Origin of the sequence: Bacillus sp. LK2 (assembly GCF_001043575.1) — a bacterium.
GTDB classification, from domain to species: Bacteria; Bacillota; Bacilli; order Bacillales; family Bacillaceae_G; genus Bacillus_A; species Bacillus_A paramycoides.
In genome coordinates, this window is sequence record NZ_LDUK01000004.1 from 142,375 (window position 1) to 163,751 (window position 21,377).

The window sequence follows — 21,377 nt, forward strand, 5'->3', positions numbered from 1 at the left end:
ATTATGTGGGGAAAGGAAATATTTCCGAGGAAATTGTCGAAGTATCGTTGCCTTTTGTATTTAAATTAATTGGCATTATCCCAACTCTTCCGTTATATTACGGGTTATATCAATATGCATTTAAAAAAAAGACAATGATGGAGTTATCCCATCATTGTCTTTTTTACTTTGCTTCTTACATAAATCATTCCGGCAAATGTTAATAAGAATGCCGTCCCGATAACGAAGCTTGCACTAGGGGATGCGCCGATGGCTCCGACTGTAAATGAGCCAGCAACAACACCTAACGAGAAGAATGCATAAAACAATCCGAATGCTTTTCCTCGATTACTATCTGTCGTATTTTCAACAAGTAAAGCATTAATCGATGGGAAGAGGATAGCGAATCCAGTTCCATAGATCATCATAACGATAAAGAGCATGCCTTTTGTTGTAAATAATCCGAGTAAAGATAATGCTAATGCCATTACTGTAATCCCCATTAACATTAGTTTTGAACGATTGAATCGATCGTAAATCCGATTTGTTGGAAGTAAGAAGAAGAGGATAGCGGTAATTCCGAATACACTTAACATCATGCCTGTTGTAGACGCTTTAAGTGCTAATGCCTCAACTTTTACTGGTAGCATATACGTGACAATTCCTTGTGAAAACATTAGTGTGAAAGCACCAATATATGCTTGTAATAATGGTTCTGATTTCAATAGTTCAATCATATCTTCTTTGTTCATCATTTGAGTTCTTGATGTATCTTTTCTTGATACGTTATTTGGTAAGAAGAATAGAGATACGATTGTACCAAGGGCCATTAAAATAGAAATGGTAATGAAAACCCATTCTATGCCAGCAGTTGCTTTCATAATGCCACTGAAAGCAGGTCCTACGATTGCCGCTGTTCCAACAGCAGCACCAGACAGAGCCATAGCTTTTCCTTGTCGTGCTGAATTCGTTTGTTTTGATAAAAATGTAAATGCGGCAGGGATTAAAAATCCGTCACTAAAACCGTGCATAAAGCGCATAACTAATAGTTGTTCACCACTTTGAACAACGGTGTATAACAAGACTATGAAACTCGTAAATCCCATGCTTATATAAAGTATTTTTTTTGCACCAAATTTATCGACGGCAGCTCCAGCAATAATATTACCAATCATATTAGCGAATGAGTACATACCGACAACTAGCCCGATAATAAGAGGGGTTCCTCCAAGACTTTGAGCGAAAGTACTCATAATAGGTAATTGTGAAAATGTATCTAAAAACGCTACGATAACAATAAAGTAAATAAAATATTTCAAGCGATATTCACCTCTCCTATGCTATTATGGCATAATGCTAATTTCAACTGCAATGAAATTGAATTAACAGATGTGGAAAAAAGTACAAAGTGACAAAATATTGAACGTTATTTGTTAAAAATTAGTGGAAATGAGATTGTTTTTTTGAAATATATGGATAGGAGTATTATAATAGATTTGTAAACTTCACCAGGTTAAGTATATACATAGAGAGGGATGTATAAAATGAAAGCATTACTTTGGCATAATCAACGTGATGTACGAGTAGAAGAAGTACCAGAACCAACTATAAGACCAGGAGCAGTTAAGATTAAAGTTAAATGGTGTGGTATTTGTGGAACAGACTTGCATGAATATTTAGCAGGACCTATTTTTATTCCAACAGAAGAACATCCATTAACACATGTGAAAGCACCGGTTATTTTAGGTCATGAGTTTAGCGGTGAGGTAGTAGAAATTGGTGAAGGAGTTACATCTCATAAAGTGGGAGACCGCGTTGTTGTAGAACCAATTTATTCTTGTGGTAAATGTGAAGCTTGTAAACATGGACATTACAATGTTTGTGAACAACTTGTTTTCCACGGTCTTGGTGGAGACGGCGGTGGTTTCTCTGAATATACAGTAGTACCAGAAGATATGGTTCATCATATTCCAGATGAAATGACGTATGAACAAGGTGCGCTTGTAGAACCAGCAGCAGTAGCAGTTCATGCAGTACGTCAAAGTAAATTAAAAGAGGGAGAAGCTGTAGCGGTATTTGGTTGTGGTCCAATCGGGCTTCTTGTCATCCAAGCAGCAAAAGCAGCAGGGGCAACTCCTGTTATCGCAGTGGAACTTTCTAAAGAACGTCAAGAGCTAGCTAAATTAGCAGGTGCTGATTACGTATTAAACCCAGCAACTCAAGATGTACTAGCAGAAATTCGTAACTTAACAAATGGTTTAGGTGTTAATGTTAGCTTTGAAGTAACAGGCGTTGAGGTTGTACTACGTCAAGCAATTGAAAGTACAAGCTTCGAAGGACAAACTGTAATTGTTAGTGTGTGGGAAAAAGATGCAACAATTACTCCGAATAACCTTGTATTAAAAGAAAAAGAAGTTATCGGTATTCTTGGATACCGTCATATTTTCCCGGCTGTTATTAAATTAATTAGCTCTGGTCAAATTCAAGCAGAGAAATTAATTACGAAAAAAATTACAGTGGATCAAGTTGTTGAAGAAGGATTTGAAGCGCTTGTAAAAGATAAAACACAAGTGAAAATTCTTGTTTCACCTAAATAATAGAGAATCGAAAAAAGTAGCCCTTTTCTAGAAATAGAAGAGGGCTACTTTTTTTATACACTGAAAGGTGATAGACTTTCCTTTAACTAAAGGTATTCTTGTTTGGAAGGGGGAGTCTAATGCTTTCATTTGTGTTAACATTGAAGCGGATGCTAAGAGCCTGTTTACGAGCGTGGAAAGATAAAGAATTTCAAGTTTTATTCGTATTAACAATCTTGACCTTAATATCTGGTACGATCTTTTATAGCACAGTTGAAGGATTACGTCCTCTTGATGCTTTATATTTTAGTGTCGTGACGTTGACTACTGTCGGTGATGGGAATTTTAGTCCTCAAACTGATTTTGGGAAGGTATTTACGATAATATACATATTTATCGGGATTGGATTAGTGTTTGGATTTATTCATAAATTGGCAGTTAATGTACAATTGCCAAGTATATTATCGAATAGAAAAAAAGAGTAAAGCATGTAATTGCTTTACTCTTTTTTTACAATAGTTTATATGTGTATTTGCAGTAGCTTAACAATACTTTATTACAATGTAAGTGCATTCAATCATTATATTCACTATGTATAAAGTTATAATGATATGAAGATTTGCATATTTTAATTTATTAATAGAATTTTAGTGAAAGGTGGGATATTCTAGTCATAGGTTAACCGGAAGACATCATAGGATCCTAACAAAATACTTACAATAATTCAATTATAAAATGGAGGATTTCAGATGAAAAAGAAAGTTCTTGCTTTAGCAGCAGCTATTACGTTAGTAGCGCCATTACAAAGCGTGGCATTTGCTCATGAAAACGATGGAGGACAAAGAGTTGGAGTTGTTCCGCGCTGGTCTGCTGAAGATAAACATAAAGAAGGTGTAAATTCTCATTTATGGATTGTAAACCGTGCAATTGATATTATGTCTCGTAATACAACACTCGTAAAACAAGATCAAGTTGCACTATTAAATGAATGGCGTACGGAGTTAGAGAACGGTATTTATGCTGCTGACTATGAAAATCCTTATTATGATAATAGTACATTTGCTTCACACTTCTATGATCCTGACAATGGGAAAACGTATATTCCATTTGCAAAACAGGCAAAGGAAACAGGAGCTAAATATTTTAAACTAGCTGGTGATTCATACAAAAATAAAGATATGAAACAAGCATTCTTCTATTTAGGATTGTCTCTTCATTATTTAGGAGATGTAAATCAACCGATGCACGCGGCAAACTTTACAAATCTTTCGTATCCACAAGGATTCCATTCTAAATATGAAAACTTTGTAGATACGATAAAAGATAATTATAAAGTAACGGATGGAAATGGATATTGGAACTGGAAAGGTACTAACCCTGAAGATTGGATCCATGGAGCGGCAGTAGTAGCGAAACAAGATTACTCTGGTATTGTAAATGATAATACGAAAGATTGGTTCGTGAAAGCAGCTGTATCACAAGACTATGCAGATAAATGGCGCGCTGAAGTTACACCAACGACAGGTAAGCGCTTAATGGATGCACAACGTGTAACTGCTGGATATATTCAGCTTTGGTTTGATACGTATGTAAATAGTTAAGTATTTGAAAAAGGTCAAATCTCCGAATAGAGTATTTGGCCTTTTTATCAATATACAGTACATGGAGGTTATGAAACGTGAAAAGTAAGTTGCTAAAAGGTGTACTTAGCTTTGGGATTGGCCTAGGAGCTTTATATAGCGGATCTTCTGCTCAAGCGGAAATGTCTACAAATCAAAATGATACATTAAAAGTGATGACTCATAATGTATACATGTTATCAACGAATTTATATCCGAACTGGGGACAAAGCCAGCGTGCTGATTTAATTGGGGCAGCGGATTATATGAAAAATCAAGATGTTGTTATATTAAATGAAGTATTTGATAATAGCGCTTCAGATCGTTTGTTAGGGAATTTAAAGAAAGAATATCCAAACCAAACAGCGGTATTAGGTCGTAGTAATGGAAACGAATGGGATAAAACGTTAGGAAACTATTCATCTTCGACCCCTGAAGATGGCGGTGTAGCTATTGTAAGTAAATGGCCGATCGTTGAAAAGATTCAATATGTATTTGAAAAAGGATGCGGGCCAGATAACTTATCAAATAAAGGATTCGTATACACAAAAGTTAAGAAAAATGATCGTTTCGTTCATGTAATTGGGACGCATTTACAAGCTGAAGATAGTATGTGTGGAAAAACTTCGCCAGCATCTGTACGTACAAAACAGCTACAAGAAGTTCAAGAGTTTATTAAGAATAAAAATATACCGAATAATGAGTATGTGTTAATTGGTGGCGATATGAATGTGAATAAAATAAATGCTGAGAATAATAGCAATTCAGAGTATGCATCTATGTTTAAAACATTAAATGCGTCTGTACCATCTTATGCAGGACATACAGCAACTTGGGATGCAACGACAAATAGTATTGCAAAGTATAATTTCCCAGATGCTCCAGCAGAATATTTAGATTACATTGTTTCTAGTAAAGACCATGCAAATCCAGTACGTATAGAAAATAAAGTGTTGCAGCCAAAGTCTCCAGAATGGTCTGTTACATCATGGTTCCAAAAATATACGTATAATGATTACTCTGATCATTATCCAGTAGAGGCGACTATTTCTATGAAGTAGTCAAAAAAGTTTCTTCGTGAAGAAGAAACTTTTTTTATTTGAAAACAGGAAAATCAATCTTTCTTTCCAATATGTATAAGACATATATAGAAGAGGAGAGAAAGATGTGGATAGAAGTATTTTTAAAGAGCTTCCATTACCGTGTGCATTTTTAGATGAAGTGGCTTTAGAGAGAAATATTCAATCTATTATTAAGTTAAGTGGTCATAAAAAGATTCGTATAGCGAGTAAATCATTACGTTCTGTTTCAATTATGAAAAAGATTTTAGCTACAAATGATTGTTTTCAAGGTATTATGTGCTTTTCACCTAGAGAAGCTTTATTTTTAATTGAACAAGGATTTAATGATTTGTTGCTAGGGTATCCTGCTTATAATGAAAGAGCTTTATATGAAATAAGTCTACTTACAAAGCAAGGTTTTATTATTACTTGTATGGTGGATTGCGAAGAGCATATTGTTTATTTAGAAAAAATTGCTGAGAAGTCTAGTGGGTGTTTTCGAGTTTGTTTAGATATTGATATGAGTAGTCGTTTTTTTCGATTTCATTTTGGTGTAAGAAGATCTCCGGTAAAAGATGTCCAGAATGCTTTAAAAATAGTAGAAAAGGTGAAGGCATCACCATATTTAATCTTAGATGGTGTAATGGGCTATGAAGCTCAAATCGCTGGGGTTGGAGATGATATGCCAAAACAATGGCTTCAAAATAAACTTATTTCGTATTTAAAGAGGAAATCAGTACTAGAAATTAATAAAAGAAGAGGGAATATCGTAAAAGAAATACAAAATCTTGGTGTTGAACTAAGGTTTGTAAATGGAGGAGGAACCGGAAGTATAAAATCAACCGAGCAAGATCACTCAGTTACGGAGATTACTGTAGGCTCTGCTTTTTATTCGCCCAAACTGTTTGATTATTATAAAGAAGTAAAATTTCAGCCAGCCGTTGGATTTGCTTTACAAGTTGTACGTAAACCTGACCGGTATATTTATACTTGCCTAGGTGGAGGGTATATTGCTTCAGGTGCAGTTGGTAAGGATAAAGAGCCTGAGGTTTGGAAACCAGATGGTGCAAAGTTATTAGCGTTAGAAGGCGCTGGCGAAGTGCAAACGCCGGTTTATTACAACGGTGAGGAACAATTGTATATAGGAGATACTATATTGCTTCGTCATAGTAAGGCTGGGGAATTATGTGAGCGCTTTCCTGTTTTGTATCGTATTAAACAAGGGGAAATTGTTGGAGAGTATTCAACATATCGGGGGGATAACCAATGCTTTCTGTAAAGGGACAAAAATGGAAAAATTGGACAGGTAATATAGAAGGAACTCCGCTGTATACGATGTATCCTGAAAGTATACAAGATGTAGTAGAAGTGGTGAGACTTGCACAAGAAAAGGGGAAGAAAATCCGGGTTGTTGGTTCAGGACATTCTTTTACACCCCTCGTTCAAACAGAAGAAATTTTAATTTCTTTAGATGAATTGAGTGGGATTACGAATGTGGATTCAGAGAAGATGACAGTAGAAGTGTGGGCGGGAACAAAACTACATGATTTAGGAAAATTACTTGAGGAGAAAGGTTATGGGCAAGAGAACTTAGGGGACATTGATTCGCAATCTATTGCAGGGGCAATTAGTACAGGAACTCATGGGACCGGTGCTACATTTGGAAGTTTATCAACACAAGTGATAGAAATTACAGCAGTTTTGTCTACAGGTGAGAGTATTGTTTGCTCTGAAGGAGAGAACTATGAATATTGGAAAGCGTTCCAGTTATCACTTGGAATGCTCGGTATCATTGTGAAGGTTAAACTGAAAGTTATTCCAGCGTACTCACTTGTTTACAAAAGTGAAAAACAGTCTTTTTCTGTAGTAATGGATAAACTGGAAGAATATAAACGAAATCGTCATTTTGAATTTTTCGTTTTTCCTTATTCAGATGAAGTTCAAGTGAAACTTACAAATGAAACAACGAGTAAAGGAACCGATTTGAAGTGGCATAAACTCAAGGTGGAACTACTTGAGAATAGGATCTTTTCTTTATTATCTAAAGGGTGTAAGTGGTTTCCTTCTATTAGTAAAGGAGTAAGTCAATTATCAGCCAAGGCTGTACCTAATACAAAAATAATTGGACCAAGCTATGAAGTGTTTGCTACATCGCGTACAGTTCCTTTTTATGAAATGGAGTATAGTGTCCCTTCAAAGTATATGAGGGCTGCTGTCGAAGAGATTTCAAATCTTATTGAAAAGAAAAAGTATAAAGTGCATTTTCCAATTGAATGTCGCTATGTGCATGGTGATGATATATGGCTCAGTCCGGCGTACGGAAGGGATTCAGCATATATTGCTGTTCATATGTATAAAGGCATGAAGTATGCCGCTTATTTTGGTGAGGTGGAGCAAATCTTTCGAAAGTATGAAGGGCGCCCACATTGGGGGAAAATGCATACATTAACGTATGAACAATTACAGTATATATACCCAGAATTTCATTCGTTTTTAAAGGTGAGGAAGTTACTAGACGAAACGGGAATGTTTTTTAATCCTTATGCAGAAAAGTTATTTACGATTATGAAAAAAGCTGACAAATAATTATTTGTCAGCTTTTTTAAGTGTAATTGCATTTCTTGTATGACTAATACGCTCGTAAAATAGTAATTTATCACGGCTAAATACATGCAATAAAACATGAATAATAAATAGACCGTTAATTACGAATAAGAATAGTAATATAACCATTAATATTAAAGGTTCTGTACGGTTTAAAATAGAACTGCTAGAAAGAACATAATTAATCCCACCTAAAACAAAGTAGAATATACCGTAACGAATGAATAGTTCTTTCATTGTAATACGCTCCGTTTTTCCTTTAATGTAAATACGAAGCAAAGCTTTTCCAATCGTTTTTCCGTTCGTAAAGTATGGAATGATAATAAAGTAAATAAAGATCGAACATGTAATGAAAATGAGTTCATATACATTGGTATAAGATTGAATACTAGAAATAAAGAGAGAGTTTCCTTTGTTTTTAATGACAGGTACAACGATAGATAAGAAAATCCAATCAATTTGCATAGCGATGAGACGACGAACGAATCCGACTGGTTTCGTTTCTAGATTAATATGACTATCTAATTCGCTTGCTTTCGGAAGGAAGTAAGTAAATATTGGTGCAATAATAAAACCAATTACTCCTCCTAATGTGTTTAAAAACAGGTCGTCGATATCGAATAAGCGATATGCACAATTATATATACCGTATAATCCAGTTACTTGTGTTATTTCAAAAAATAGTGAAAGACAAAAAGAGATGCAAATTGTCTGTAGGAAACTACGTCGGAAATAATAACGTAAGTAAATACCGAATGGAACGGTTAGTAGAACATTAAAAGCTACTTGTAAGAATGCAGATTCTTTTAATAAATAGAAATAAGTAGTTGGTTTCGTTAAAATTGCCGATGTATGATTACGAATCTCTTGTACGAAATAAAATGGTGAGAGCTGTATATGTTGTGTATTGGCCGGTTGTAGGCTACAAGTATCATACGTTTGTGGTAATGGCAGAATAACAAGAAAATAGGTATTTAATAAATAGAGTAATAAAGAGTATAAAATAAATGAGCGCCATTTATTTAAGTAACCGTATTTTCGATAATTAAATATTAAAAAGGGGATTAAGAGAAACATTGCTAAAATAGGGAATAAAATAAATGCTGTTTTGATTGGGAATAAATATGTCGTCAAAATGAAACTCCTTTCAATTAAAATCCGTCTATCATTATAGCGCTAAAAGGAGTTTGTAACAAAGTTAAAATAGTTTGAAATAGAAAAAATTACAAATTAAACTCATATTAAGTTATAATAACTTTAATATAAGTATATTATGATAATATAAATCGAGAGAGGGTACATGATATGCAATATGAGCTTTTTTCTATAAGTGGGGATCATATTACGACTTTTGAAAGCGCATGGCGTTTTCAGGAGGGGGAACAGATTTTTGTCCATGATGATAATACAAAACGAAACTTTATTATTATTCGCTTAACACATGATTTATTTCAAAAAAATACACATGTTATTCGCTTGTATTGTCAGGAAAAGAAAGTTTATGCATAAGGAGAAACCTCTTACTGTATGAGGGCAGTAAGAGGTTTTCTATTTCATATAGGAAGCATTGGATTTTGAAGAAAGGATATAATTTTGCACTTGGTGCTTCCACGTTTCACCGCTCTTTCTTTGAGGCAGCCACTCATGATAATCTTGTTGTGTTTTCCATAACATACGAACCATATATTCAGCGCCAGCATCTGTACGATGCATGTGCGAAAATTCTATGTTAATAAAACCTTGTGTGCCAGACGATGGATAATGCTGTCTAAGCGAATGAAATATTTCATTTTCATAGCCATATTTAATATGAATAAGTTTAGTAACAATAAACATACGAACACCTCTTTTTCGATAATAATAAAAAACAAGAGAGAAGAGAGAGCTTTAATTTTCTTTATACATGTAAGGGAAAGTAGTGAGGATAATTAAAATTATACTATTCAGAAAATTCAAAGTAAATAATGAAACTTATTTTAATTTGAAATATAAAAAGCAAGTCATCCTATTTTAATAGAATGACTTGCTTTAAAGAGTGTAAGTTTCACTTTATAAGAAAATGATAGTGAGTACACCTACGATAATACAGTAGAAAGAGAAATATTTTAAATTGCCTTTTGCCATAATGTTCATAAACCATTTTAATGAAATATATGTCATGATAAATGTCGCGATGAACGCAACAAGATAAGGTACAAATAATGTATCTAAATTTGGATCTTTTGCAATATCTGTAATACTTAGCAATAAACCACCTAAGCTAACAGGAATATATAGTAAGAATGAGAAGCGAAGAGCGGTTTCTTGCTTCATACCAAGTAACATTGCTGCTACGATTGTAGCACCAGATCGGCTTATGCCAGGAATTAGTGCGCAAGCTTGTGCTAGACCGACAATGATTGCATCTTTCATAGAAAGATCGCCATCATTTTTACGTCCACGCAAGTTTCTAATAATCCAAAGACCGATAGCAGTAATGAGGAGAGAAATTCCAACCATTTTAACACCTTTTAAGTACTGATCGATATAATCTTTGAATAAAACTCCAATTACGCCTGCAGGAATGGTTGCAATAATAAGGTAAATAATAAAGAAGAAATCTGACTTTGCATCTTCTGCTCTTGTAAATATATAAGATAGACCATTTTTTGTTAGACGAACTAAGTCATTTCTATAAATAAGTAATACAGCTAATAATGAAGCTGAATTAACAAGTAGCTCAAAGCTAAACCCTTCTATTTCTAGTCCTAGCAAATGTTGTGCTAAAACGAGGTGACCGCTCGAAGAAATCGGAATTGGTTCTGTTAGTCCTTGGAACAGGCCAAGAATTAAATATTTTAAAATGTAATAAAATTGTTCCATAACATCCTCCTTGTTTATTAGTCGAAAGAAACAATTGTTTTATTATAACAAAAGAAAGGACGAATATTGAGAAGAAAATAATATTCGAAATATAATAAAAATCCCCTATTGCGTTATAGGAGATTTTTAACACTACTGAGAAACTACTATTTCTTGAATACTTTTCGATAATTGGACATCGACTTTTTCCGCATCATGAATGTGGTTCATAATAGTAGTATTTAACTTTTGGAACATTTGCTGTGTATTTGTAAATTCTCGTAATATATCATCATTACAAGATTTTTGGTTCTCGATAGCTTTAATAACATTTGTAGCGCCACTTTGTAATGTTTGAATCATCATTAAAATATTTTCAATTCTAGCGTTAGTATCGGCGCTCATTTCCACACCTTCATCAACTAAATGTAAATTATCTTTTGTATTTTCGTACGCTTTTTCAATTTCTTCTTGAATTTTTTTCGTTAAGTTGCCAATATTTTTTGTACTCTCTGCTGTGCTTTCTGCTAGTTTTCTTACTTCATTGGCAACAACAGCGAATCCTTTCCCATGCTCTCCAGCACGTGCAGCTTCAATACTTGCATTTAACGCTAATAAATTTGTTTGTGCTACAATGTTTTGAATTACTTCTACTATTTGTTCAATTTCTTTAGAGCGTTCGCTTAAATGATTCATACTATTAGAAGTGCGTTGAGATTGTTCCCCTAATTTATTAATTACAATGAGTAAGCGATGAACGGATTCTTTTCCCTCATTAGAGCAATCAATAATTTCTTCAATAGATTGAATTAAGCTTTGTTCTTTTTGTAGCATTTCGTTATTTAATTCATTGGAATGTGTAGTACGAGTCGAAACATTCTCAAAGCATGCATTTAATTGTTGAATTAAGTTTTGGAGTGTATGGTGTTGGTTATTTACAACTTCATGCTCTTGCATAACGCTTTGTACACGATTATGGATAGAAGATATAATTTCTTGTTTTTCCACATCTTTTTGTTTTAATTCTGTTTCTAGTTCATGTATACGAGTTTCTAGTTGATCGATTTTATGTTGGAGTGATTTCTTTTGAGTAAACATTTTATTTCATTCAACCGCCTTTAAGATTTTTAATTTCTCTATATTTGGATTTTAGCATTTTTTATAATTTTTAAATATAGTAATTGTTAAATATTTAAGAATCTATTACATTTCATCCGTAATTCCCTTTTTTTGTCATGAAATATAAACTGTATTTAATGGTTTTGTAAACAAACTGTAAAATAAATCATGTATAACTGTATAAGAAGGGAGTCGGATTATGAACTATTTTAAGCGAATCAGTAGTCTTGTATTAGCAGGAATTATCGGTCTTTCTAGTACAGTCGCTGTAAAAGCAGAGTCAAACGACGAGAAACTTAACAACATGCAACAGCAATTGCAACAAAACAATGCAGATATGCAGAAGAAAGAGCAAGAGAAGCAAGCTGTTAGTAAAGAAATTCAAGGTATCGAAAATGAACTACATAATTTAAATAATACAATTGCAAAAAATAAAGAGGATCAAGCTGCTATTCAACGTAAAATCGATGAAACACATAAGCAGATTGAACAAAAAAAAGCAGATATTGTCGTTTTAGAAGATAAAGTCCTTGCTCGTAAGGATATTATGAAAAAACGTATGGTTTCTGTTCAAAATAGCTCAAATACGAGTTTAGTAGTAGAAGTTGTTGTGGAATCAAAAAACTTTGCTGATTTCATACAACGTATGAATGCAGTATCTACCATTTTAGATGCAGATAAAGAAATTTTACGTCTACAAGAACAAGATCTTCGTCAAATTGAAGAAGATAAAAAAGTGATCGACGAAAAAGAAGCATCTTTAGTAGTAGATAAGCAAAAATTTGCAAAAGCACAAGCTGATTTGCAAGATAACTTGAAAAAGCGTCAAGATAACTTGCAAACAGTTCAAGCTAAATATAATGAGATTGCAAACCAAATTAATTTAGCAGCAGAAGAAAAAGCAAAAGTTGAAGCAAATATGAAAGCAGTACAAGAAACAATTGCTCGTGAACAAGAAGCAGCAAGAATTGCAGCAGAAGAGCGTGCAAAAGCTGAAGCAGCTGCAAAGGCTGAGCAAGAAGAGTTAGCAAAAGCGAAGGCAGCAGCTAAGCAAAAAGAGGAAAAGACAGCTAAGCCGGCAGAGCCTGTAGCAAAAAATACAGCACCAGAATCTAAGCCAGACCCTAAACCAGCTCAAGGTGGAAAAGAATTTTATGTAACAGCAACTGCGTATACAGCTGATCCATCTGAAAATGGCTATAAATCGGGTGAAACTGTAAAATCTAAGTTAGGACATGATTTAACTGCAAATCCAAACATGAAATTAATTGCTGTAGATCCAGCTGTTATACCGTTAGGTTCTACTGTATATGTAGAAGGATATGGAACAGCGATTGCTGGAGATACTGGTAGTGCGATTAAAGGTCATATTATCGATTTATTAATGCCAGATTCAGCAACAGCTAATAATTGGGGCAGAAGAACAGTTAAAGTTACAATTTTAAATTAAATCAAAATCCAACTTTACAATAAGTGAAGTTGGATTTTTTTGTGAAAATAATGTTAAGTTGAGTTTACATTTTGTTAAGGATAGCATACAATGATGATGAGAGGTGGTAAATTTGACCATTTTAAATAGAGTGAAGGAATTAAGAGCTCGCTTTAATTTTACGCAAAGTGTATTAGCAGAAAAAGTTGGAGTGACAAGACAAACAATTGCAGCAATTGAAAAAGGGGATTACGTTCCTTCGTTGCTATTAGCCTTGACGATTTGTGATGTGTTTGAGTTAAAGATGGAAGATGTGTTTGTTTTAAATAAGGAGGGGGAAGAGGATGAATAGAATTGGTTTTTCTTATATCGTAAACGTACTTTATACTGCATTAGCATGCTGGACATTTGTTGAATTTTATAGTGTTACTACAGAGCTAGCAGATATAATAAAAAACGAGAAGTTCCCATTTGAAGTATGGTTTAATGGAGTACCATTTGTTTTATTATTTATTGGAGCTATTATAGTTACTATTTTTTATAGAATTCAAAAGAAGAAATATAAGAATTTATCTTTTTGGATGTATCCATTACTATTTCCACTAGAAGATGAACGTGAAAAAGCGATTACGGAGAAAGCTTGTCGAACAACTTTTGTTTCGTTATGGTATGTGTTACCTTGTGCAGTTGGATTTTTAACTTTTTCGCCTATTATTAATGAATATCTTCCTGAATACCCACTGTATATTATATTTTCTATTTTCTTTATTCAAATGACAGTCTTCCACGTATCACTATACAGAAATAAATTAGCTTAAAAAGAAGCCTTCTTGCACAAACAAGAAGGTTTCTTTTCAGCTTATACTTGTACATATAGCGATATTATTTTATCATTTTATATAGAGTAAGATTTTGTAAGGGAAAGGAATTGTATATGAACAAGCAAAGAATTTATAGTATAGTAGCAATCCTTCTATTTGTTGTAGGTGGTGTTTTAATCGGAAAGCCATTTTATGATGGATATCAGGCGGAAAAGAAACAGACTGAAAATGTGCAAGCTGTTCAAAAGATGAATTATGAAAAGCATGATACGGAATTTGTAGATGCTTCGAAAATTAATCAACCAGACTTGGCAGAAGTAGCGAATGCATCATTAGATAAGAAACAAGTAATTGGTCGAATCTCTATTCCGAGCCTTTCGCTAGAGCTTCCTGTTTTAAAATCATCTACTGAGAAAAATTTACTGTCAGGTGCGGCAACTGTAAAAGAGAATCAAGTGATGGGAAAAGGAAACTATGCATTAGCAGGACATAATATGTCAAAAAAGGGTGTTTTATTTAGTGATGTATCAACTGTAAAGAAGAATGATAAAATTTATTTATATGACAATGAAAATGAGTATGAGTATGCTGTTACAGGTGTATCTGAAGTAACTCCTGATAAGTGGGAAGTTGTAGAGGATCATGGGAAAGATGAGATAACGCTTATTACATGTGTATCTGTTAAGGATAATTCTAAGCGTTTTGTTGTTACAGGCGATTTGGTCGGAACAAAGGCGAAGAAATAAAAAAAGATGAGGGGAAATCCCTCATCTTTTTTTAATCCATCCACTTTACTAATTTTTTAGAAATCGATAATAAAACACAACCTAAAACGATCGCCACAGCGCCGATAACTGTGAATACTTCAGCATATCCAAGTGAAGTTGTAAAGCTTGCAAGCTGTCCACCTAAAATGTTGGCGATTCCTGAGCTTGCTAGCCATACGCCCATTAGTAGAGAAGCAAGTTTTACTGGAGCGAGAGCACTAACCATTGATAGCCCGACAGGTGATAAGAATAGCTCACCTAACGTATGGAAAAGATACGTAAAGACGATAAATAGTAAGTTTGCTTTTTCTGTGATGTTATGTTCATCACTGCCTGTTTTTAATGTAGCGATAACGAGAATGATATAACCGATACCGAGTAAGATCATACCAAGTCCCATTTTTGTTGGGATTTTTAAGTCACCACTTTTTCTAGTTGCAAGTTTTGCCCATAATGCTGAAATGGCTGGTGCAAGTAAAATAATAAATAATGGATTGACCGATTGGAACCAAGACGTTGGTACTTCCCATCCGAATATGGAGCGGTCAACGAACTTATTTGTATATAATGTTAACGAACTACCAGCTTGTTCAAAACCAGCCCAGAAGAAGACAACGAAGCACGTTAAAATGACGATAACTGCTGTATGTTGTTTTTCTTTTTTTGTTAATGGTGTATTTCCTACTGTTGGTTGCCCATCTGTTGTTTGTAAATCGCGAGTTGGTTTTTTACCGATATCACCAAGGAAGCGATTAGATAGTGTTGTAAATAAGATTTGTCCAATAATCATTCCGATTGAAGCTGCTAAGAAACCGTAACGGAATCCGTAATGAACAACACCATCAACTGTTGTTTTGAATAAATTTTCTGACAAAAATCCACAAACGAGTGGAGCTAAAAACGAACCGACGTTAATACCCATATAGAAAATTGTAAATGCACTATCACGTTTTGGATCGTGCTCTTCGTATAATTCTCCAACAAGTGTAGAGATATTCGGTTTGAAGAATCCATTACCGATAATAATAAGCGCTAATCCGAGGTATAGGCCGACTTGGTTTTGCAGGGCAAATAGTGTAAGGTTACCGATTGCCATTGTTATACCACCAATTGTGATGGCTTTTCGTCTACCTAGAAAACGGTCTGTTAAGTATCCACCGATTAATGGAGTGAAATAACAAGCTCCAGTATAAAATCCGTAAATAGAGAGTGCCCACGCTGGACTAAACCCAAGACCACCACTTACTAAAGCTGTTGTTAAATATAATGTTAATAATCCTCGTAATCCATAGTAACTAAATCTTTCCCACATTTCTGTAAAGAAGAGTAAGTATAAACCGGGAGGATGTTTCTTTTTTCTTTGTTGTTCTTTTTCTAGTTGTATCGCTGATTCCATGTTATTTTCCTCCTGACACAAACAAAAACAAAGTTAATAGTTTTATTTGTTTAATATTTTACTTTATTAACTATTGAAAGTCAATTAAGGTTGATTTTTCAGAAGAACTTGGAAAAGGGAAGTAGCTATAGAATGGGTGTTTCTTTTGTGGTAGACTATGGACTATGTTTTCTTTGTAAGGAAGCGGATTATTGCGTTTTTCTTATGTGTGGAATTGATTTCACGCAAGATGAAATTGAAGAAGGAGAAAGAAATGAAATTGTTACAGAAAAAAGAAATTTTACTTATTAGTCTTATGTTATTCTCTATGTTCTTTGGAGCGGGTAATCTTATATTTCCGCCTTTCCTTGGATACGAAGGGGGAGAACATGTGTGGATTGCGTTGTTAGGCTTTATTATATCAGCAACAGGTCTTCCGATATTAGGTGTTATTGCTATTGCGAAAGCAGGAAGCTTTCAAACGTTAGCAGGTAGAGTTCATTCTTCATTTGCAATTATTTTTCCATGTATTGTGTATTTATTTATTGGACCTGGGCTTGGTATACCACGTGCAGGAAGTTTAGCTTTTGAAATGGGACCAGGTCAGTTGTTCCCTGAAGCGGGTAGCGTAGTTTTATTATTTTATACGGTTATTTTCTTTGGTGTTGTTTATTGGTTAAGTTTATCACCATCTAAATTAATGGGTTTGTTTGGAAAGGTTTTAACGCCTTTATTATTATGTATGATTGCCCTTATATTTATAAAGAGTATGTTTACGCCGGTAGGTAGTGTAAAAGAGCCTGCTGGAAATTATGGACAAGCTCCTATGTTCCAAGGATTTTTAGATGGATATTTAACGATGGATGCGTTAGCGGCTTTAATCTTTGGGATTGTTATTGCAAATGCTTTGCGTGCAAAAGGTGTAGAAGATGATAAAGGTATAGCGAAATACATGAGTATTGCTGGTATTGGAGCAGGCCTTTTATTATCTATTATTTATGTCATTCTTGGATATGTTGGTTCAATAAGTGGTTCATTAGGTACATTTGATAACGGTGCGAAAGTGTTAGCACAAGTTATGACGACATTATTTGGACAGAGCGGGGTAGTTTTATTAGGTCTTATTTTTACTGTCGCTTGTCTTTCTGTTTCAATTGGACTTGTTACGTCTTGTAGTCAGTTTTTCGCTAGTGTATTTCCAAAAGTATCTTATAAAGTTTGGGCATTTATATTAAGTTTTGTTAGTATGGTTTTAGCTAATTTAGGATTAACACAAATTTTAAAAGTATCGGTACCGATTCTTGGATTCATATATCCGATCGCATTAACGCTCATTATTTTAGGGTTGTTTCATAAATATATGGGGAAGTATGTCTACGTATATTCGGTAACAATTGGGATTGTAGCGTTATTTAGTGCAATGGATATTTTAAATAAAAGTGTATTGATGAATAAGTGGACACCGTTACTAGAAAATCTTCCGTTTTATACAGAAGGTGTAGGTTGGATTATTCCAGCGTTTGTAGGTGTTTGCCTCGGTATAATCGTTAGTATTGCTATAAATAAGAATAAAGTGAAACTTTAATCAATGTGGGTTTTGTCCATCCCCCACTGATTATTATCCCTTACCAATCGGGATAAATAAGTGACAAGGTGTTTTCCAATTCAGGAAAACACCTTTCTTTTTGGAAAAAATAGTATTGAAAATGAATAGACTAAGAGTATGATAAAGGTAATTGGAAATATATAGGTTTAAAATGAATGATGAGGTGGGAGTGTATGAAGGAGGATTTAAATAAGAAAATAGAAGCACTTGAAATAGCAATTGAAACAATTCAAGAGACACTTTCTGAATTGAAAGCGCAGCAAAGAAAAATAGAAGTAGATAAAGTTCAACAAAATGTTAGTGAGGAAAAGCAAGAATATATTGAAACGGTAACGGATGAAAAGCTACAAGAGGATGCAGTTACGATAAGGGAGCCAGTACAAGAACTTGAGGTAAAACAAGTAGATATATCTGTATTTAAACCAGAACCATTTAATATTATAAAGTTTTGCCAAACATGGTTACCACGCATATTTGTCGGTATTATGTTACTTGGGGTTATTTGGTTGTTTAAAGCGGGAGTAGATGCTGGGTTGTTAACACCAGCGATACGGATTGTGTTTGGTATAGCACTATCTATCGGTTTGTATTATGTAGGAGATATACAAATTAAAAGAGAGCGGCAAGCATTAGGGTTAGTATTAGCTGGTGGAAGTATTACAGGTATTGTTTTAACGACGTTTGCAGCACATTATTTATATGAGTTTATTCCCGCAAGTATTGCGTTTATCTGCAACATTATATGGGTCATTTTAGGGATTTATTTAGCGAAAAGATATAGATCGGAATACCTTGCTATTTTCGTAGCGGTAGGGGCATTTTTCGTTCCTTTCTTGTTAAATAGTACGACTCCTAATACGTATGTTTTCTTTAGCTATGAGACGATATTAACAATCAGTTTATTATGGTATGCATTGAGAAACCGTTATAAGTACTTATATATGATTTCTTATGTTGTTGCTGCAATTGTCCTATTTGTTTTCTTTGCTGTTATGTCAATATTAGTAGGGAATTTGCAAGTGCAGTTAACGGTTGTATACGGAATAATTCATTTACTATTATTTTGGCATACGTTTACGGAGAGAAACTTTATACAAGAACCACGCTTGGCAATATTTAGTACTAACGCAGTTTTCTTTATATTAGCCATTTCAAAAATACCTGAATTTACAACGTGGGGGCTAGTTATTAGTGCATTTGTGCATACCGCTATGTTCGTACTTGAATATAGGAAGAATAGACATTCTGTATTTACAAATCTTTTATTTGGTTTTGCAATGGGATCATTTAGTTTAGCGATTTTATACGAGTACAGTTTAGTGAATGCAGCAATCGTATTATTGTTACAAGGTTTCCTAGGAGTGGCTACTTCTATTAAAGTAAAACAGAACATGAAATTGTATATAAGTGCAACAATTTATGCAATCGGGATGATACAGACAATCTTTAGTCCGTTTGATCAGTTCATTTCAGCAGGTTTTGTAGCTCATATTATTTTAATAGTGACATTTTATTATGGCATGATAAAAGCGAAACATATGTTAGCGAGTTTTGGAAAATATATTTATTCTATAGCGCTCTATTGGCTAATGATAATTGTATTTATTACAATTACTAGAATCGGTGAAGTTCTTTCTACCGATGGAAGTATAATTAGCGTATATGTATCATTATTATGGATGGTATATGCATTATTTGCAGTTTGGTTTGGCCGGAATAGACATATGAATGAAATATTATATGCTGGTTTAGTCGTATTAGTAGTAACAGTAGGGAAGTTGTTCCTTCTCGACTTACCAGAGGTGTCTATGATGATCAGAGCGGTGTTATTCTTAATCGTTGGTAGTATAGGTATCGTTATTTCAAGAATGTTTTTCTCAAAAGAAGAGAAGTGAAGAGAAGGCAATCCGTATACGGATTGCCTTTTCTTTTACTTCTTATTAATCGTTACAGTTTCATTATATTTCGCTGTTGTATTTTGACGTAGACGAAGTGTTGCTTGTCCAGTTGTATTTGAATCAAGTTGCACATTTACAATTTTTTCAGCAGAACCTAAGCTATTTGTTGTGAAAGAGAATGCACTACTATATCCGAAAGTAGATGGCCAAGTGCCGTTTGTATTTTGAACTTTTGCCACTTGTGTCCCGCCAGAAGTGAATATACCTAAAGAATAATTATTATATGTTGTATTTGGTAATAAGTTATTTACTTGAATTTTTATTTGGAACACTTCATTGTTTGGTAGAATGCTAGGGTGTGTAATTACGTAATCACGCGCTGTCACTGCGCCGTTGTATCCGTATGAACCTGGTTTAAAAGTATTGGTATTAAACCATTGGTAACCTTGATCTGGCGCGCTCCAAGGTTCTGGTTGTGGTTCTGTTGATAAACTTGGTTGTTCAAATGTTTGTAAAGCTGTAGGTGCATCAAGCTGTAAACCATTCACTTGATCTAAGCTTGTAAATGTTTCTTGCTTCGCTAACCAATTCACGATGTTTTCTAATAGAACAGCATCGTTTTCTTCTTTATAACCATCATAAGTTTTCTTGGATTGACCTGAATCTTCACGAACATATTTTGGCGATGCATCTTCAACAGGAGAAGAGTCGCCAATAAAGGCTGCTTTTCCAAGACCAACTTTTGCAATGGCAGCATAAGGCCCCTCTGCAACACCACCGCCGTTATAAACGCCGCTATCAACAGCGTTATTCCATTTTGATGGGTTTTCTGGAAGGTATACAAGCCCTTTTGCTAGTTTTGGATTTGTAATCGCAAGAGTAGAACCGGCATGCATTGCTACAGATGAAACTCCATTTGTAATTCCAAATGATTGCTCAGGAGAGACAATATTTTTAGCAGAAACATCACCAAGTGCATTGTAACGGAAGCGAATACCGAAATTATCGGATAGCCAATCAGAGCTTTCTACCCCTTGCATAGCTTGTGAATTTGTTTCGTCACTAGACATTCCTTTCGCTGGATTATCCCATGCCCCGCGTCTATATCCATTAAATACTTCTGAAGAGTCCCAGCGGTTTTTATTACGATCTGCATTATAATGATCGGCAATGAAGAAAATACTGCCGCCATTTTTTACGTATTGTAACATCGCGTCTTGTTCAGATTTTTTATAAGGAATATTTGCTTCAGGGATGATAAAAACATTGTAATTTTTTAAATCGTCGTATGTAATAGGTGTTGATTTACGAAGTTCTTTTACATGATATCCGTTTTGGGCAATGCCGTTTCCGAAATCAGAAAATCCTCCGTCAATAACCCAGTCAGCTGTCCCAGCTGTTTGACCGTGAGTATTATCGAATAATACTTTTTTCCCATTGTTTTGATTTACAACTTTCGCTGCAATTTCAGGAGCAGGATCTACTGAGCTCTCGGCATAAGTAGATGGAACATAGGCGCTTCCTAAACTGATTGTGATTGCTGTTGCTAAAGAAAATTGAATCCATTTTTTATTCTTCATAGAAGAATCCCCCTAATAATAAATATATGTGCCTTAATAATGTAATTTATTTTTCTGTAAAAATAAAGGCGGAAAATATAAAATATATTAAAAAATTGTAAA

Annotated in this window: 19 protein-coding genes and 1 pseudogene; 13 read left to right on the forward strand and 7 right to left on the reverse strand. The window is 34.3% G+C overall.

Annotation, left to right across the window (positions count from 1 at the left end):
• Positions 1 to 143: 143 nt before the first annotated feature.
• Complete coding sequence (locus VK90_RS04640) at positions 144 to 1,298, reverse strand: MFS transporter (RefSeq protein ID WP_048370780.1); 1,155 nt, start codon at positions 1,296 to 1,298, stop codon at positions 144 to 146.
• A gap of 225 nt (positions 1,299 to 1,523) precedes the next feature.
• On the opposite strand from VK90_RS04640, the gene bdhA reads away from it, so the two are divergent.
• The 6 genes from bdhA to VK90_RS04670 all read left to right on the forward strand — a co-directional run bounded on the left by bdhA (position 1,524) and on the right by VK90_RS04670 (position 7,821).
• Positions 1,524 to 2,576, forward strand: a complete 1,053-nt coding sequence (gene bdhA / locus VK90_RS04645; protein WP_048370782.1) for a (R,R)-butanediol dehydrogenase — start codon at positions 1,524 to 1,526, stop codon at positions 2,574 to 2,576.
• A gap of 119 nt (positions 2,577 to 2,695) precedes the next feature.
• On the forward strand, positions 2,696 to 3,040 hold the full coding sequence (locus VK90_RS04650; protein WP_048370784.1) for a potassium channel family protein: 345 nt from the start codon (positions 2,696 to 2,698) through the stop codon (positions 3,038 to 3,040).
• Between the two features lie 264 nt (positions 3,041 to 3,304).
• Positions 3,305 to 4,156: a phospholipase CerA gene (gene cerA, locus VK90_RS04655; protein ID WP_048370787.1), complete on the forward strand. Its 852-nt coding sequence runs from the start codon at positions 3,305 to 3,307 to the stop codon at positions 4,154 to 4,156.
• A gap of 77 nt (positions 4,157 to 4,233) precedes the next feature.
• A complete protein-coding gene (sph, locus tag VK90_RS04660; RefSeq protein ID WP_048370788.1) occupies positions 4,234 to 5,235 on the forward strand; it encodes a sphingomyelinase C in 1,002 nt (333 codons plus the stop codon).
• Positions 5,236 to 5,341: 106 nt separating this feature from the next.
• Complete coding sequence (locus VK90_RS04665) at positions 5,342 to 6,514, forward strand: amino acid deaminase/aldolase (RefSeq protein ID WP_048370790.1); 1,173 nt, start codon at positions 5,342 to 5,344, stop codon at positions 6,512 to 6,514.
• Positions 6,502 to 7,821 carry a D-arabinono-1,4-lactone oxidase gene (locus VK90_RS04670; protein ID WP_048370792.1) on the forward strand — a complete coding sequence of 440 codons (1,320 nt, stop codon included), beginning with the start codon at positions 6,502 to 6,504 and terminating at the stop codon, positions 7,819 to 7,821. The genes VK90_RS04665 and VK90_RS04670 overlap by 13 nt, the downstream gene beginning before the upstream one ends.
• Here VK90_RS04670 and VK90_RS04675 read toward each other — a convergent pair whose 3' ends face one another.
• Positions 7,822 to 8,973, reverse strand: a complete 1,152-nt coding sequence (locus VK90_RS04675) for a VanZ family protein (protein WP_048370793.1) — start codon at positions 8,971 to 8,973, stop codon at positions 7,822 to 7,824.
• Between the two features lie 171 nt (positions 8,974 to 9,144).
• Here VK90_RS04675 and VK90_RS04680 point away from each other — a divergent pair, with 171 nt between their 5' ends.
• Entirely contained in the window at positions 9,145 to 9,348 is a 204-nt protein-coding gene (locus tag VK90_RS04680) for a hypothetical protein (protein WP_002174894.1), read from the forward strand.
• 39 nt (positions 9,349 to 9,387) lie between these two features.
• Here VK90_RS04680 and VK90_RS04685 read toward each other — a convergent pair whose 3' ends face one another.
• The 3 genes and pseudogenes from VK90_RS04685 to VK90_RS31355 form a co-directional block, all read right to left on the reverse strand.
• On the reverse strand, positions 9,388 to 9,675 hold the full coding sequence (locus VK90_RS04685; RefSeq protein WP_048370795.1) for a hypothetical protein: 288 nt from the start codon (positions 9,673 to 9,675) through the stop codon (positions 9,388 to 9,390).
• Between the two features lie 213 nt (positions 9,676 to 9,888).
• Positions 9,889 to 10,701 carry an undecaprenyl-diphosphate phosphatase gene (locus tag VK90_RS04690; RefSeq protein ID WP_002174896.1) on the reverse strand — a complete coding sequence of 271 codons (813 nt, stop codon included), beginning with the start codon at positions 10,699 to 10,701 and terminating at the stop codon, positions 9,889 to 9,891.
• Positions 10,702 to 10,833: 132 nt separating this feature from the next.
• A pseudogene (locus VK90_RS31355) lies at positions 10,834 to 11,367 on the reverse strand (methyl-accepting chemotaxis protein); the annotation flags it as partial.
• Between the two features lie 631 nt (positions 11,368 to 11,998).
• Here VK90_RS31355 and VK90_RS04700 point away from each other — a divergent pair.
• From VK90_RS04700 to VK90_RS04715, 4 genes are all read left to right on the forward strand, one after another.
• Complete coding sequence (locus VK90_RS04700; RefSeq protein ID WP_048370799.1) at positions 11,999 to 13,249, forward strand: 3D domain-containing protein; 1,251 nt, start codon at positions 11,999 to 12,001, stop codon at positions 13,247 to 13,249.
• Positions 13,250 to 13,361: 112 nt separating this feature from the next.
• Entirely contained in the window at positions 13,362 to 13,580 is a 219-nt protein-coding gene (locus tag VK90_RS04705) for a helix-turn-helix transcriptional regulator (protein WP_002167109.1), read from the forward strand.
• Positions 13,573 to 14,046, forward strand: a complete 474-nt coding sequence (locus tag VK90_RS04710) for a hypothetical protein (RefSeq protein ID WP_048370802.1) — start codon at positions 13,573 to 13,575, stop codon at positions 14,044 to 14,046. Before VK90_RS04705 ends, VK90_RS04710 begins: the two co-directional genes overlap by 8 nt.
• A gap of 116 nt (positions 14,047 to 14,162) precedes the next feature.
• A complete protein-coding gene (locus VK90_RS04715; protein WP_048370804.1) occupies positions 14,163 to 14,795 on the forward strand; it encodes a class A sortase in 633 nt (210 codons plus the stop codon).
• A gap of 31 nt (positions 14,796 to 14,826) precedes the next feature.
• On the opposite strand, the gene VK90_RS04720 is transcribed toward VK90_RS04715, so the two are convergent.
• Positions 14,827 to 16,212: a peptide MFS transporter gene (locus tag VK90_RS04720; RefSeq protein ID WP_002174901.1), complete on the reverse strand. Its 1,386-nt coding sequence runs from the start codon at positions 16,210 to 16,212 to the stop codon at positions 14,827 to 14,829.
• A 253-nt stretch (positions 16,213 to 16,465) separates the two neighbouring features.
• Here VK90_RS04720 and brnQ1 point away from each other — a divergent pair, with 253 nt between their 5' ends.
• Both brnQ1 and VK90_RS04730 read left to right on the forward strand, forming a co-directional pair.
• Positions 16,466 to 17,776: a branched-chain amino acid transport system II carrier protein BrnQ1 gene (gene brnQ1 / locus VK90_RS04725; RefSeq protein WP_082147784.1), complete on the forward strand. Its 1,311-nt coding sequence runs from the start codon at positions 16,466 to 16,468 to the stop codon at positions 17,774 to 17,776.
• A gap of 194 nt (positions 17,777 to 17,970) precedes the next feature.
• Positions 17,971 to 19,692, forward strand: coding sequence for a DUF2339 domain-containing protein (locus VK90_RS04730; RefSeq protein ID WP_048370808.1), 1,722 nt, complete (start codon positions 17,971 to 17,973; stop codon positions 19,690 to 19,692).
• A gap of 35 nt (positions 19,693 to 19,727) precedes the next feature.
• Here VK90_RS04730 and VK90_RS04735 read toward each other — a convergent pair whose 3' ends face one another.
• The gene (locus VK90_RS04735) at positions 19,728 to 21,275 is read right to left on the reverse strand and encodes a DNA-binding protein (RefSeq protein ID WP_048370810.1); all 1,548 of its coding nucleotides are present in this window, start codon (positions 21,273 to 21,275) and stop codon (positions 19,728 to 19,730) included.
• Positions 21,276 to 21,377: the final 102 nt, after the last annotated feature.

Excerpts from the sequence above, each read along its gene's own strand:
- bdhA (WP_048370782.1), top strand. The coding sequence starts at position 1,524 with ATGAAAGCATTACTTTGGCATAATCAACGTGATGTACGAGTAGAAGAA.
- VK90_RS04650 (WP_048370784.1), top strand. The coding sequence starts at position 2,696 with ATGCTTTCATTTGTGTTAACATTGAAGCGGATGCTAAGAGCCTGTTTA.
- cerA (WP_048370787.1), top strand. The coding sequence starts at position 3,305 with ATGAAAAAGAAAGTTCTTGCTTTAGCAGCAGCTATTACGTTAGTAGCG.
- VK90_RS04670 (WP_048370792.1), top strand. The coding sequence starts at position 6,502 with ATGCTTTCTGTAAAGGGACAAAAATGGAAAAATTGGACAGGTAATATA.
- VK90_RS04680 (WP_002174894.1), top strand. The coding sequence starts at position 9,145 with ATGCAATATGAGCTTTTTTCTATAAGTGGGGATCATATTACGACTTTT.
- VK90_RS04685 (WP_048370795.1), bottom strand. The coding sequence starts at position 9,675 with ATGTTTATTGTTACTAAACTTATTCATATTAAATATGGCTATGAAAAT.
- VK90_RS04690 (WP_002174896.1), bottom strand. The coding sequence starts at position 10,701 with ATGGAACAATTTTATTACATTTTAAAATATTTAATTCTTGGCCTGTTC.
- VK90_RS04700 (WP_048370799.1), top strand. The coding sequence starts at position 11,999 with ATGAACTATTTTAAGCGAATCAGTAGTCTTGTATTAGCAGGAATTATC.
- VK90_RS04710 (WP_048370802.1), top strand. The coding sequence starts at position 13,573 with ATGAATAGAATTGGTTTTTCTTATATCGTAAACGTACTTTATACTGCA.
- VK90_RS04715 (WP_048370804.1), top strand. The coding sequence starts at position 14,163 with ATGAACAAGCAAAGAATTTATAGTATAGTAGCAATCCTTCTATTTGTT.
- VK90_RS04720 (WP_002174901.1), bottom strand. The coding sequence starts at position 16,212 with ATGGAATCAGCGATACAACTAGAAAAAGAACAACAAAGAAAAAAGAAA.
- brnQ1 (WP_082147784.1), top strand. The coding sequence starts at position 16,466 with ATGAAATTGTTACAGAAAAAAGAAATTTTACTTATTAGTCTTATGTTA.
- VK90_RS04730 (WP_048370808.1), top strand. The coding sequence starts at position 17,971 with ATGAAGGAGGATTTAAATAAGAAAATAGAAGCACTTGAAATAGCAATT.
- VK90_RS04735 (WP_048370810.1), bottom strand. The coding sequence starts at position 21,275 with ATGAAGAATAAAAAATGGATTCAATTTTCTTTAGCAACAGCAATCACA.